Source organism: Brevibacterium marinum, assembly GCF_011927955.1.
Taxonomy (GTDB): domain Bacteria; phylum Actinomycetota; class Actinomycetes; order Actinomycetales; family Brevibacteriaceae; genus Brevibacterium; species Brevibacterium marinum.
Window position 1 is genome coordinate 2,642,616 of record NZ_JAATJN010000001.1, and the last position, 13,112, is coordinate 2,655,727.

Genomic DNA, 13,112 nt, shown 5'->3' on the forward strand with positions numbered 1-13,112 from the left:
GTTCAGGCGGCTGTGTCGAGGCGTTCCGCGATGATCCGTGCATAGATCGCTTCGAAGGTGTCGAGAGTATGTTCGATGTCGTGTTTGGCGACCACGTCCAGTGAGGCCCTAGCCATGGCATCCATCTCGGCCGCAGGCATCTCACACAGCTGCGTGAAGCGCGCCGCCAGCTCGTCGATGTCGCGGGGCGGGAACAGATAGCCGTTGACCCCGTCCCTGACGAGGTGGGGGAGTGCGACAGCGTCTGCGAGGACGACAGGTTTACGGGAAGCGAGAGCCTCCAAGGTCACAATCGACTGCAGCTCCGCAGTGGAGGGCATGCAGAAGAATGTGCAGCGCTCGTAGGCGTCCATGAGTTCCCTGTCGCTGATCTTGCCCAAGACGTGGATGCGATCGGAGATGCCGAGTTCGGCGGCGAGCTCCTTGAGCGGTTCCTCCTGGTCGCCGCCGCCGACGATATCGGCTTCCAGACCGAGCTCGGGATCGGTCTTCGCCACCGCCTCGACGATGTCAGCAGCATGCTTCTCGGTCGACAGCCTGCCGACGAAGAGCACTCGTGGCGGTGTCAGCTCCGTATCCTCGGGGACGGGTTCGTCGTGTCGGATGTGTGAGAACCGCTCAAGGTCGATGCCGCAGGAGACCGCCCTGATCGGTGAGGTGAACCCGTTCTGTGTGAGCAGATCGGCCGCCAGCTGTGTCGGCACGGTGATGAACTCCGCCGATTGGAACTTCCTGCGCAGGTCCCACCAGGCCGCAGCCGTTCCGCCGTCGAGCAGGGGTTTGGGCGCCCGCAGGTAGGGGAGGACGTTCTCGGGCATGAAGTGGTTCGTGGCGACGACGGGGATGCCCCGTTTGTGCGACTCGGAAAACGCGTAACGACCGATGACGAAGTGGGCTTGGGTGTGCACGACCTCGGGCTGCACGGTGTCGAGGAGGTGGGCGAGCTCCGGTTTCGTCTCCCACGGCATGCAGATGGTCCACGTCGGGTGCAGCGGCCACCGGTGAGAGGTGAGACGGTGAACCGTCACCCCGCCCTCGACGCTGACCGATGCTTTCCCGGTGGCCGAGGGGCAGGCGACGTGGACGTCATTGCCGCGGGCCGCGAGCCCGGCCGCCAACCGTTCTGCGAACTTCGCGGCACCATTGATCTCGGGTGCGTAGGTCTCCGTCGGGATGAGAATGCGGCGGGCTGGGGTCTGGCTGTGCGCGGACAGGATTCAACTCTCCTCGGTGTCGGTCTGCTGGTGTGGGCGACGAGCGATTCGGCGCTGGAGCTCTCGGTCTTTGACATCCGGATGGTACCGCGACAATACAACGACGCCCAGACACGCGACCAATCCGGTGGCTGTGATCGCCAGGACGAGCCAAACGGGGGCGTCCGCCGCTTCACCGAGGACTACGGAGCCGAGGATCACGGCGCCGATCGGGTCGATGACAGTCAGGCCGGCGATGACCATCTCCGGCGGGCCCGCGGCATAGGCATTCTGCACGAACCACGATCCGATCGCGACCGCGGCGAGGAGTCCGGCGACATTGAGCCAAGTGACCTGGTCGAACCCCGCCCGCAGCAGCTGCACGCTGACGAGGTGCGTATTCGTCGCCACACATGCGAACAGCAGCCCGGCGGCGGTGATGAGGACGAGCTGCGGGGCATGCCGGAAGAACAGCATGATGACACCGCCGATGAGCACGACGACGGCCGTGATCCAGACGAGGGGCATCGCATCCGCACCCAGCTGCACCTCCGACCGTGCTGTCGTGGCCGAGAGCGCCACGAAGACCGTCACGCCCACACTGCACCAGACAACGGCCTGGACCAGCCGACGATTGACCTTGAGCCCCCGATGTCGAATACCCAGGAGAACGGAGACGATGAGGGAGAAGGCGCCGATGGGCTGTACGACCATGACCGGTGCCAACGCCAGAGCGATGATGTTGCCGACGGTGCCGATGCCGGTGATGACCAGGCCGACGAGCCATCTCCTGTTGTTGAGCAGCTCCTTGAAATGAGCCCAATTCAGCCCATTGTGGGAGTCATCCTGGCCGGCGATCGCCTCATGTTGATACAGGGCCCCATAGGCCAGTGCCACCGCTGCGAGAACGGCGAGGGCTATTGCCACAATGGTCACGTGCACTACTTCCGAAGCCTGGCAGGGGTGAGGGACCCTTTGATTTTACAGTGCGGTCACCGCGCCGAGGTGGTTGTTGACCGGGTTTGTCCCGATTGTGAGGATTCCATGGCGTTCGACGATGGGGTAAACCGTAGCGGACGATCGCCGGCGGGCAGCGAGACCCACGGAACCGACCTGCAGTTGTGAGCCAACCCACTGCTGTTCGCTTTGTCCAGGTCCTCAAGTCTTTGCTAAGCTGATTCCTGCGCACGAAGTTGCGCCTTTCCTCCGTAGCTCAGTTGGCAGAGCATTCGACTGTTAATCGAAGGGTCGCTGGTTCGAGCCCAGCCGGGGGAGCAGTCGAGGCCCCGTCCATGCGGACGGGGCCTTTCTCATCTTCGCGACCCGATCAGCTGGATTACAAGCCATATCCTCTATGGCTCCCGGACGCACCGTGCCGTGGGACTCCGGTGTGCCGTGGGAATAGCTGATCATTCAATGCAGTTGGCCGCGGCATGAAGGCATTCGGATTCTTGAGCTTCGGGCATTACGGGTCGGGCGCCGCTCCAGGGGAGTACGGCGCGAAGGAGGCCCTCAAGCAGACAGTCGAGACCGCTGTCGGTGCGGACGAAATCGGAGTCAACGGCGCCTATTTCCGTGTCCATCACTTCGCCGAGTAGGCAGCATCGCCGATGCCTCTGTTGGCTGCGATCGCGGCCAGGTCCTCTCGGATCGAGGTTGGCACCGGAGTCATCGACATGCGCTACGAGAACCCCCTCTATCTCGCCGAGGAAGCCGCTACTCTCGACCTTATCGCCGATGAGAGAGTTGTGCTGGGGGTGAGCAGGGGATCACCGGAGCCGGCGGAGCGAGGCTGGGAGGTCTTCGGCTACAGCGACAGCAAAGACGCGAAAGGCGCCGACATGGCCCGTGAGAAGTTCGCGACCTTCATGTCCGCAATCAGGGGTGAGAAGCTTGCACCGGCCGACCCCATGCAGTTCGGACCGGGCCACAGGCTGCGGATCGAACCGCACTGACCTGGTCTCGACCGGCAAATCTGGTGGGGCGCGGGCACGGTCGAAACTGCAGAATGGGCAGCGGTCCAAGGGGTGAATATGACGAGTTCGACCCTGCTGACCGAGGCCACCGGTGCCTCCTTCGGCGAATTGCAGCGCGAGCAGATCGACCGATACCGAACGGCATTGCGCGACGTCGGCCACGACTGGACCCCACGGGTCTCTGTCAGCCGCAGCATCTTCCCGATCACCACGAACCTCGACGATCTCTACTTCGGGCGCCGCTCCGGAGGACAGAGGGATCAGGTCGGCATCATCGATGGTGCCCGCTCAACCTTCGGCAAGACCTACGCGGGAGAGCCCGATGACCTCATCGAAGCGCTCAAGGCCGATCCCGCCGTCGAAGCCGCAGACACCGTGCTGCTGACCGTGCCGAGCCAAGTGGGTGTGGACTAGAATCTGCACATTCTCGAATCGTTCGCGACACACGTCGCTCCGTCCCTGGGGTGGGAGCCCAGTGCCGGCGGACCGGTGACAGGCAGTCAAAGGTGAACATGTCCGACCTCGGACTCTGACACGTATGATGAGACAGTCCCCTGAACGGGGCAGTCGAATCGACGACGTCCTGCACGGAGGCATCCGGGCGGGATCGGTCCAAAAGGGTGATCAGGTGAGCGACGGCCAGCGGATGAATCGGATTCAGAGACGAATCGTTCTCATAGGTCTTGTTCCGCTCTTCATGTCCCTGCTCTCGGTGTCGATCATCAACGTCGTTCTGCCCGCCATAGAGTCGGATCTCGCAGCATCGTCATCGGCGCTCCAATGGGTCCTGACCGGTTACGCACTCGCCTTCGGCGTCGTGCTCGTCGCATCCGGACGTGCCGGGGACGTCTTCGGTCGAGGCCAACTGTTCATGATCGGAGTGGGCCTATTCGGTCTCGCCTCGCTCGTCGCGGGCATCGCCCCCGGAACGCTGACACTCAACATCTCACGCGTATTCATGGGACTCGGATCGGGATTGCTCAACCCACAGGTCGTCGGTCTTCTGCAGCAGTACTTCCACGGCCCGCAGCGCGGCCGTGCCTTCGGTCTGATGGGCACCACGGTCGGTCTCTCCGTCGCAACGGGCCCCGTCCTCGGGGGTGTGCTCATCGCACTGTTCGGCCCTGAACTGGGCTGGCGAGCGGCATTCCTCGTCAACGTCCCCTTCGCGATCATCTCTATCATCCTCGCCAGGGCCTGGCTGCCGACGTCGGCCTGGCACCCGATTCCGGCCGACGACGATCCCGATGCTGATCCGACCGCCGCCTCGGCGAATGAGCGACGGGCGCCGAAACGCGAACGCGACCTCGACCCGGTCGGGGTCATCCTGCTCGGCCTCGGCGTTCTCCTCGTGCTGCTGCCCTTCGTCGAATCCACAGTGGGATGGTTCATCTGGCTGGGCCTGCCTCTGGGGCTGATCACTCTCTGGCTGTGGATTCGGTGGGAGCGCAGATATTCCTCCCGAGGGCACGCTCCCATGGTCGACCTGGACCTGTTCGGTATCAGAAGCTTCAGCAACGGCTCGATTATCATCACGCTCTATTTTATGGGCGTCACGAGCGTCTGGGTGCTCGTGGCCATATACATGCAGCAGGGGCTGGGCCACACCGCCCTGGCGGCCGGAATGATCGGGCTGCCGGCGGCGCTGCTGTCGGCAGTCTCCGCCGACGTCTCCGGGCGGTTCGTGTTCCAGATCGGACGCAGACTCGTCGTCTGGGGGATCATCACGTGCCTGGTCGGCCTGGTCTCGACGATGTTCGTCGTCTTCCTGCTCACCCAGGGCATCGGAAGTGAGTGGTGGATGCTGCTGACGCTATGCTTCATCGGTGCTGCACAGGGCATGGTCATCAGTCCGAACCAGACCCTGACTCTGCAGGAGATTCCGCTGAAGTACGCGGGCTCTGCCGGGGGAGTCCTGCAGACCGGTCAGCGCATCGGCACGTCGATGGGACTGGCGATCATGACCGCGCTGGCCTTCGCAGTCACGGCCGTCAGTGACTGGAACGTCGGCATGATCAGCTCCTTCGCCGCCATCGCGGTCATCGTCGTCCTCGCCGGCGGTGTCGGACTGGCAGAGGTCAGGCGAGGTCGCCGCCGTCAGCTCTGAGCGCAATAATGTTACTGATTTTAGACAATCGCCCGTGCCCTCATGTGGAAGACTGTTCACGCACGTTTGCCCATGGAAGGACATATGGTGGTTGAGGCGGTACACGATCTGGACCAGGCTCTCGAAGAGCTGGTGCGCTCGGGTGGGATCGAAACCTATTTCGCCCCCGTCGTCGATGCGTACACATTCGACAAGGTTGGTTATCAGATCCTTCAGGCTCCCATCGACGACCCTGCACTCGGTCATGCCGAGTCGGAGAATCTCCGTCGCGAGATGCATGCATCGGCCATGATCGGCGACATCGACGCCTCGTTGCGGGCAGCAGCCCTTCGGACGGCTGAAGACGCCGGTCTGGCCAAATCGAACAGGCTCTTCCTGCACGCCGAGGGCGAATCCTTCGCCACGCTCGAAGATCGCACCGAAGAGCCCGACCGGTCCGTCATCCTCCAGCTCGACGCCTCCCGTGTGTCGTCGTCACCGGCATCGGTCCTCCGCGCCGTGCGCCAGGCTCGGTCGATGGGCTGGGGCGTGGGAATGTCCTCGGTCGGCCCGGATCTGCGCAGCACCTCCTTCGTTCCCCTGGTCAATCCCTCCGTGGTCGGCCTCCATCCCGACGTGCTGCGCATCGACAGTGATTCGCATTTGGCGGAGCTCAACAGGCTGCTCCACGCTCACCTCGAGCGCACCGGCGCCGTGATCCTCGCCGATGGCGTCACGACCGAGGACGATCTCGACCGTGTCCGCGCATTGGGCGCCCGATTCATGACAGGACCGTTCTTCGGTCAGGCAACCCAAAACCCCGATCCCTTCACCGATCCGATCGAGGATGGTCTGGTCGACCACCATTCCCGCAACCTTCCGGCCCTGGGGACTCCGTACTCCATCGCTCAGGGTCTGCGTCGGGAACCACTCGTGATGAATCGCGAACTGCTCATCGCCCAGATCGCGGCTCTCGAAGAGCGTGCACTCGCCTCGGGTGCCGCGACGGTGACCCTCGGGGTCTTCGGGGAGGACGAGACGTTCTCGCAGGACACACGCGATCGCTATGAGCGCATCCGCGATACGGCGGGCCTGAGCGCGATGTTCTCCGGCGGTTTCACAGAGCCGCCGATCCCGGGCGTACGCACCGGCGTCGTCGATGCCTCGGATCCCATGCGCAATGAGCACGGTGTCGTCGTGGTCGGCCCGGACTGGTCGGGTCTCGTCGCCGCGTCGAAGCGCAATGACCCGGGCAGTGATGGTCAGACCGTGTTCGATGTCTACATTACGACCGAACGCTACACGTGCGTCGACGCCGCCCGAAGCGCACTGACCCGGATATCGCCGGTCTCGGCCTCCAGCTGAGGCGGGATGCTCTGAAGAGGCACCCCGCAACTGCACGGCGACGTCGGTCGACGGGCCCGCGTCGTGCCGAATGGGTCCCGACTGTCAGTTGGTGCTAATCTTGTTTCTGCTTGCCCCCGTAGCTCAGCTGGTCAGAGCAGGGAACTCATAATTCCTTGGCCGCCGGTTCAAGTCCGGCCGGGGGCACTGCCACGTCACTCGGCATCATCTGTCCGTCGCCCCCGGCCGTGCCAGGTGAAGACCGCTCCAGAGAGCGGGTGTACCGTCGTCGTAGGAGGCGAACTCGACAGCGAATTCGCCAACCGAGTTCGTCTGCAACCTGGCCAGCCATATCAAAGCCCACAGCAGTGAAGGCTCGAGCGGCGCTCGGCGATTCCCATTGCAGGTCCGTATCCAGTGATTTGCAGTACGATTGTTCCTATCCCTATCGACCACGAATCAGTTCAGTCGACAGCCCGGATTCCTCACAGTCCACGCGGCCCTCCAGCCAAAGCGAAGTGTCAGTCCAGTCAGGGAACATCCGCACTGTGATCGGCTTGCGACTGTCTCACCCCATGTCGTCATGGCACGGCACGGAGTCAAAGAGTCCTCATCACCACACGCAGTGCCACCAGGTATTTCGGTGCTTGGCCAACAGGCAAAACTCGTCTAATATGGTGTCTAGCACCTCCATTCGGATCGTAGGGGAAGACGTATCCGAGGTAGGAGGCACAAATGGATATGACACAGGGCGTACTCTTCGTCCACTCAGCACCTCGCGCGCTATGCCCGCACATCGAATGGGCAGCGGGCGGGGCTATCGGCGCACAGGCACGCTTCGACTGGACACCCCAGCCGGCGGCGCCAGGTCTTGTGCGTGCCGAGGTCTGCTGGCGAGCGCCGGCAGGTTCCGGTGCCCGCATCGCATCCGCTCTGCGCGGGTGGGACTCGTTGCGGTACGAAGTCACAGAGGAGCCATCTGTCGGAGTCGACGGTGGCCGCTGGAGCCACACTCCGGATCTGGGCATCTACCACGCAGTCACCGATTCTGCGGGCAACATCCTGGTTCCCGAAGATCGCATCCGCTCCGTCATGGAACGCGCCTCCGGTGACCCCACGAAACTCTCCACCGAGATGGCCCTGGCCCTCGGCGAAGCCTGGGACGAGGAACTGGACGCCTTCCGCCACGCCGGAGAGGGCGCACCCGTCCGCTGGCTGACCAAGGTCGGCTGACCCTCCCACAACGATCTGCCTGCGCCGTGACATCGGCGCTTGCAAGCACAGCTCAACGAAGACTCTGGGCACACCTACCTACCTCGGGTGTGCCCAAAGTCGTGTTCAAAAGTGTCTGCGCACGATGCGACGAGATGTGCCTCAGTGCCGTCTGGTTTCGTCTCGTTCAATGCGGAATCGGATTTTCGCGTCGAGGCACCAGGGATCGACCGATTCAGCGTTGGACGAGCCGGCCTCATCGATGCTCGCGGCTCGTGGCCCGAGTCTTGACCCCTGCTTGTGCGAAGGCGACGGATCAGGCCCCCAGCATCGATTTGCTGAGGGCCTGACGGTTCGCTGCCTGAAGGCCGTCGACGCTCGGGACGCGAAAGCCTCCAAGCGAAGACGACTACTGCGTCACACCGACTTGAAGGCGACGACGGCGTTGTGGCCGCCGAAGCCGAAGGAGTTCGAGATCGCGGCGATATCTCCCGACGGAAGCTCCGCCGGTGTGTCACGCACGATGTTGATGCCGACGACCTTCGGATCGAGTTCGTCGATGTTGATCGTCGGGGGAGCGGTGCGTGTCTCCAGCGCCTTGACAGTCAGTATCGATTCGACGGCACCGGTGCCACCCAGAAGGTGTCCGGTCATCGACTTCGTGGCACTGACCAGCGCGTCGCCGACGTGGGAGTCCAGGAGCTCCGTGATCGCCAAGGACTCGGGGATGTCGCCGACAGGTGTCGACGTTGCGTGGGCATTGACGTGCTTGATGTCGGCAGGCTTGAGGTCGGCATTGTCGAGTGCGCTCTGCATGGCGCGCAGCGCGTACTGACCACCGGGCTCACCGCCTGTGATGTGGTAGGCGTCATTCGAGATGCCCCAGCTGGAGACCTCGGCATAGATCGTGGCACCGCGGGCTTTCGCGTGCTCTTCGGTCTCGAGGATGAGTGTGCCTGCGCCCTCGCCCATGACGAAGCCGTCTCGGTCGACGTCGTAGGGACGCGATGCCGTCTCGGGCGAATCGGTGCGACGTGAGAGTGCCTGCATGGAATTGAACGAGGCGATCGTCATCGGGTGGATCGCAGCTTCCGAGCCGCCGGCGATGACGATGTCGGCGTGTCCGTTGGCGACGACATCGTAGGCGTGGCCCAGGCTCTCGGTCGAGGAGGCGCAGGCGGAGACCATGGTCTGGACACCGGCGCGGGCCTTGAACTCCATTCCGATTGCCGCCGCCGGCCCGTTGGGCATGAGCATCGGCACCGTCAGGGGCATGACCCGGCGCGGGCCCTCCTCCTGGAGGGTGTCCCAGGCGTCGAGCAGTGTCCAGACCCCGCCGATTCCGGTCGCCCAGGAGACGGCCGTGCGATCAGGATCGGTCTCTTCGAGGCCGGCGTCGGCCATGGCCTCGCGGGCAGAGATCAGAGCGAACTGGCTGGAGGGGTCGAGGCGCTTGGCCTGGACGCGTTTGAGATTGTCGGGGACGACCTGTGGGTCGACCTGTGCAGCGAAGTCGACGGCGAGGCCGTACTTCTCGGACCATTCATTGTCCATCGTGTGGACGCCGGACTTGCCGGCCAGGATGGCTTGCCACGTGGCATCGGCAGTCGCGCCCAATGGGGTTACCGCACCGATCCCGGTGACGACAACTTTAGGTGTCATGGTACAAACCTCGTCGATAGAGTGGACACGGCCCGTCGGTGGACGGGCCGTGTGCGGCTAGTTTCTCAGGCCTCTTGAGCCTTGTTGATGTAGTCAACGGCGTCCTGGACGGTGACGAGGTCTTTGACGTCGTCGTCCGGGATCTTGACTCCGAACTTCTTCTCGGCATTGACGACGATGGTCATCATCGAGATGGAGTCGATGTCGAGATCATCGGTGAAGGACTTGTCGGCCTCGACTGCTTCCGCAGCCAAACCGGTCTCTTCGTTGACGATCTCTGCCAGTCCAGCGAGGACGTCAGCTTCGGTGAATGCCATTTCTTTCCTACTTTCTAGTGTCAGCCGAGGGTTGTTCGACCGGTTGAGGAACTTTTCGACGAGTGTCCCGCCGAATATCTTAAGACATTCACGGAGAGTTTTCCGTGAATGGGTCCGATTAGGGGAGGCGGATCACCTGCGCACCGAAGACCAGTCCGGCTCCGAAGCCGATCTGCAGAGCCAATCCGCCGCTGAGTTCGGGCTGTTCGCGCAGCAGTCGTTCGGTGGCCAGCGGGATCGATGCCGCCGAGGTGTTGCCGTTGTCGGCGATATCGCGGGCGATGACGACGGAATCCGGCAGTTTGAGCTGTTTGGCGAGTTCGTCGATGATGCGCATGTTGGCCTGGTGAGGGACGAAAGCCGCCAGATCAGAGGCCTCGACGCCGGAGGCGGCCAGAGCTTCTTTGGCGACCTCGGCACCGTCCCAGACAGCCCAGCGGAAGACGGTCGGCCCGTCCTGGCGCAGGGTGGGGAACGGGGTGTCACGGTCATCGCGGACGTCGTAGAGCGATTCGGTCATCCGGATCGTCGACCAGTTCTCGCCCTTCGAGCCCCAGACCGTCTTCGAGATGCCCGGCTCCTCGGAGGACGAGACGACCACGGCTCCGGCGCCGTCACCGAGGATGAACGAGATCGAGCGATCCTCGGGATCGATGACTTCGGAGAGCTTCTCGGCCCCGATGACGAGGACGTTGTCCATAGCTCCCGACCGCACGAGGGCATCGGCCTGGCCGATGCCGTAGCAGTATCCGGCACAGGCCGCGCTGATGTCCCACGCGGGGATAGGGCCGGTCCCCAGCCGATCGGTCAGGGCCGATGCGGCCGAGGGGGTGAAGTATTCGAAGGTGACTGTGGAGATGATGATGCCGCCGATGTCTTCGGGTTTGAGGCCCGAGGAGGCGATTGCTTCGAGTGCGGCTTCCTCGCACATGTCGAGGACGCCGACGTCTTTGCTGGCGTGACGGCGGGTGATGATGCCGGTGCGCTGGCGGATCCATTCGTCCGAGGAGTTGATCGGGCCCGCGATGTCGTCGTTGGTGACGAGGTTCTCGGCGCGGTAGGCGCCGATGCCCATGATCGAGGAGAAGCTTCCTGGCTCTGCGGTCTTCAGTGTTGGCATGGTGGTCTTCCTTTTGTGATCAGGCGTGGGCCGCGGCGAACTCACGCGCACCGTCGATGTCGGCGGCGGACTTGATGGGGAACGTCTCCACGCCTTTCATGGCGCGTCGTGCGATTCCGGTCAGTGTGCCACCGGGGACCAGCTCGATCATTCCGGTGATTCCCGCGTTGAGCAAGGTCGCCTGGCACAGGTCCCAGCGGACGGGATTCGTGACCTGCTTGACGATCCGGTCGACGTAGTCCTGACCGCTGGAGACCACGGTTCCGTCGGAGTTGCTGAGGATGTCGAGGTTCGGATCCGCGATCTCCAGCGCCGAAGCGGTCGCAGTCAATTCGTCGGTCGCGGGCGCCATGTACTCCGTATGGAAGGCCCCGGCCACGGGAAGAGCGATGACACGTGCTCGCTGAGGGGGATTGGCACCCAGTTCCTCCAAGCTCTCCGTCGAACCTGCGGCAACGGTCTGTCCGCCGCCGTTGACGTTGGCGGGGCTGGCTCCGGCGGCCTCGATCGCTGCGAGCACGTCATCGGGTTCGCCGCCGACGACTGCGGCCATGCCGGTCGGTGTCTGCGCCGCGGCCGTTGCCATGCCGGACCCACGCACCGCGACGAAGCGCATTGCGTCCGCGGGGGTGAAGATGCCGGCGATCTGTGCGGCCGCAATCTCGCCGACCGAATGTCCGGCGACGTAGTCGGGGCTGACACCGAGTTCGGCGGCACAGGCGATCGCCGAGGCGACGAGCAGCGGCTGTGCCAGTGCTGTGTCCTTGATGGTCTCATCGTCGGATTCGGTCCCGTGCAGTCGCAGGTCGATGCCGGACGCGGCGGAGAGTTCGTCGATCTGTGCGGCGAAGGCGTCGAGTTCCAGGAAGGAACTCAGAAAGCCCGACTTCTGGGCCCCTTGGCCCGGGCACGTGATTGCTAGCACTCGGTTCTCTTTTCGCTCGATTTCAGTGTTCAATCTAGTGGATGGTCGGCGTCGGTCAGTGTGTTTTGTCGGTGGTCGACAACAGCCCGGCATCTGACAGTCGTCCGTAGACCAATGCGATGTGGATGACGAAGGCATCGCGTGAGACCGTCGGGTCGAGTGTGATCGCCGTGGTGATCTTCCGCAACCGGTATCTCACCGTGTTGGGGTGCACGGACAGGGCCTTGGCCGTGGCTTCCAGAGACGAACCGAATTCGACATAGGCGCTGACTGTCTTCAGCAGCTGCCCGGTTCCGGACGTCAGGGGTTCGTAGTAGCGGGTGATGAGGTCGTTGAGGGCCACGGTATCGCCTGCCAGTGCCCGTTCCGGCAGGAGCTCCTCGGCCTTGACCGGTCGTGGCGAGTCAGGGCGGGCAGTGGCGGCCTTGAGAGCCATGATCGCTGCCTTGGCCGAGGTGGCCGCCTCGGCCAAGCTCGGAACGCTGGGACCGACGATGACCTCGGATGGCCCGAAGCACTCGGACAGGTCTTCGACGGCGGTGTCGAGTTCGGTGGCACCGCCGAGGACGATGAGCAGACGGTTGTCATGAATGCCGACGAGCGCGTCATCGGCCCATTTCCTGGCCCTGCGTCGGATGACGTCGAGACCGCGCTTCGCGGACCGCTGTGGGGCCCGTCCCACGAGCACGCTGACGGGTCCCTCCGACTGCCATCCGAAGGCCGCGGTGCGGCTGGCAAGCTCGTCGACCGAATCACCGCGGACGAGGGCGTCGACGACCATCGCCTCCAGGCGCGCGTCCCAGCTGCCTCTGGCCTCGGCAGCCCGGGCGTAGACATCGGCGGCGGCGAAGGCGATCTCCCGGGAGTAGACGAGGACGGCCTCCCGCAGCGCGGGCTGCTCGACCGCGCGTGCAATGTCGGGCACCCTCTCCTCAACGACTTCCACCACGATCTTGAGCAGCTGCAGAGTCTGCTGCAGGCTGATCGCGCGGATGAGGTCGCGCGGGGCGGATTTGAAGATCTCGCTGACGACGCGCAGGTCCGTATCGGGTTTGCGGTACCAGTCGATGAAAGACGAGATTCCCGACTGAGCCAGCAAGCCGACCCAGGAGCGGTCGGAGGGGGACATACCGCGGTACCAGGGGAGCCGAGCTTCGAGCCTCTGCAGGGTCACGGTGGAGAGGACTCCCACTCCTGCGCGCAGCCGACGTGCCGTCTCGGCGCGGCGCCGGAGCGTCTCGGCGTCAGTTGTCATGGGAACAAGTTTATACGATTGA

Annotated in this window: 10 protein-coding genes, 2 tRNA genes and 1 pseudogene; 6 read left to right on the forward strand and 7 right to left on the reverse strand. The window is 63.8% G+C overall.

The features are described from left to right. Positions 1-2: 2 nt before the first annotated feature. Both BKA07_RS11680 and BKA07_RS11685 read right to left on the reverse strand, forming a co-directional pair. Positions 3-1,217: a glycosyltransferase gene (locus BKA07_RS11680; RefSeq protein WP_342449146.1), complete on the reverse strand. Its 1,215-nt coding sequence runs from the start codon at positions 1,215-1,217 to the stop codon at positions 3-5. Continuing rightward, positions 1,218-2,129, reverse strand: coding sequence for a DMT family transporter (locus BKA07_RS11685; protein WP_342449043.1), 912 nt, complete (start codon positions 2,127-2,129; stop codon positions 1,218-1,220). It abuts the gene before it with no gap. Positions 2,130-2,395: 266 nt separating this feature from the next. Here BKA07_RS11685 and BKA07_RS11690 point away from each other — a divergent pair. The 6 genes and pseudogenes from BKA07_RS11690 to BKA07_RS11715 all read left to right on the forward strand — a co-directional run bounded on the left by BKA07_RS11690 (position 2,396) and on the right by BKA07_RS11715 (position 7,832). Further along, a tRNA-Asn gene (locus BKA07_RS11690) sits at positions 2,396-2,468 on the forward strand. A gap of 158 nt (positions 2,469-2,626) precedes the next feature. Beyond that, positions 2,627-3,679 (forward strand): annotated as a pseudogene (locus BKA07_RS11695) (LLM class flavin-dependent oxidoreductase). A gap of 187 nt (positions 3,680-3,866) precedes the next feature. Next, entirely contained in the window at positions 3,867-5,276 is a 1,410-nt protein-coding gene (locus BKA07_RS11700) for an MFS transporter (RefSeq protein WP_245161932.1), read from the forward strand. Positions 5,277-5,360: 84 nt separating this feature from the next. Then, a complete protein-coding gene (locus tag BKA07_RS11705) occupies positions 5,361-6,620 on the forward strand; it encodes an EAL domain-containing protein (RefSeq protein WP_167951038.1) in 1,260 nt (419 codons plus the stop codon). Between the two features lie 112 nt (positions 6,621-6,732). Next, a tRNA-Ile gene (locus BKA07_RS11710) sits at positions 6,733-6,806 on the forward strand. A gap of 534 nt (positions 6,807-7,340) precedes the next feature. Next, the gene (locus tag BKA07_RS11715) at positions 7,341-7,832 is read left to right on the forward strand and encodes a DUF3145 domain-containing protein (RefSeq protein ID WP_143921891.1); all 492 of its coding nucleotides are present in this window, start codon (positions 7,341-7,343) and stop codon (positions 7,830-7,832) included. 396 nt (positions 7,833-8,228) lie between these two features. Here BKA07_RS11715 and BKA07_RS11720 read toward each other — a convergent pair whose 3' ends face one another. The 5 genes from BKA07_RS11720 to BKA07_RS11740 all read right to left on the reverse strand — a co-directional run bounded on the left by BKA07_RS11720 (position 8,229) and on the right by BKA07_RS11740 (position 13,090). After that, positions 8,229-9,473 carry a beta-ketoacyl-[acyl-carrier-protein] synthase family protein gene (locus BKA07_RS11720; protein WP_167951039.1) on the reverse strand — a complete coding sequence of 415 codons (1,245 nt, stop codon included), beginning with the start codon at positions 9,471-9,473 and terminating at the stop codon, positions 8,229-8,231. 65 nt (positions 9,474-9,538) lie between these two features. Beyond that, a complete protein-coding gene (locus BKA07_RS11725; protein ID WP_167951040.1) occupies positions 9,539-9,790 on the reverse strand; it encodes an acyl carrier protein in 252 nt (83 codons plus the stop codon). 118 nt (positions 9,791-9,908) lie between these two features. After that, on the reverse strand, positions 9,909-10,910 hold the full coding sequence (locus tag BKA07_RS11730) for a beta-ketoacyl-ACP synthase III (protein ID WP_167951041.1): 1,002 nt from the start codon (positions 10,908-10,910) through the stop codon (positions 9,909-9,911). Positions 10,911-10,929: 19 nt separating this feature from the next. Beyond that, a complete protein-coding gene (locus BKA07_RS11735) occupies positions 10,930-11,835 on the reverse strand; it encodes an acyltransferase domain-containing protein (RefSeq protein WP_167951042.1) in 906 nt (301 codons plus the stop codon). Between the two features lie 55 nt (positions 11,836-11,890). After that, positions 11,891-13,090, reverse strand: coding sequence for a PucR family transcriptional regulator (locus BKA07_RS11740; protein WP_167951043.1), 1,200 nt, complete (start codon positions 13,088-13,090; stop codon positions 11,891-11,893). Between the last annotated feature and the right edge of the window lie 22 nt (positions 13,091-13,112).

Excerpts from the sequence above, each read along its gene's own strand:
- BKA07_RS11725 (WP_167951040.1), bottom strand. The coding sequence starts at position 9,790 with ATGGCATTCACCGAAGCTGACGTCCTCGCTGGACTGGCAGAGATCGTC.
- BKA07_RS11715 (WP_143921891.1), top strand. The coding sequence starts at position 7,341 with ATGACACAGGGCGTACTCTTCGTCCACTCAGCACCTCGCGCGCTATGC.
- BKA07_RS11740 (WP_167951043.1), bottom strand. The coding sequence starts at position 13,090 with ATGACAACTGACGCCGAGACGCTCCGGCGCCGCGCCGAGACGGCACGT.
- BKA07_RS11700 (WP_245161932.1), top strand. The coding sequence starts at position 3,867 with ATGTCCCTGCTCTCGGTGTCGATCATCAACGTCGTTCTGCCCGCCATA.
- BKA07_RS11720 (WP_167951039.1), bottom strand. The coding sequence starts at position 9,473 with ATGACACCTAAAGTTGTCGTCACCGGGATCGGTGCGGTAACCCCATTG.
- BKA07_RS11705 (WP_167951038.1), top strand. The coding sequence starts at position 5,361 with ATGGTGGTTGAGGCGGTACACGATCTGGACCAGGCTCTCGAAGAGCTG.
- BKA07_RS11730 (WP_167951041.1), bottom strand. The coding sequence starts at position 10,910 with ATGCCAACACTGAAGACCGCAGAGCCAGGAAGCTTCTCCTCGATCATG.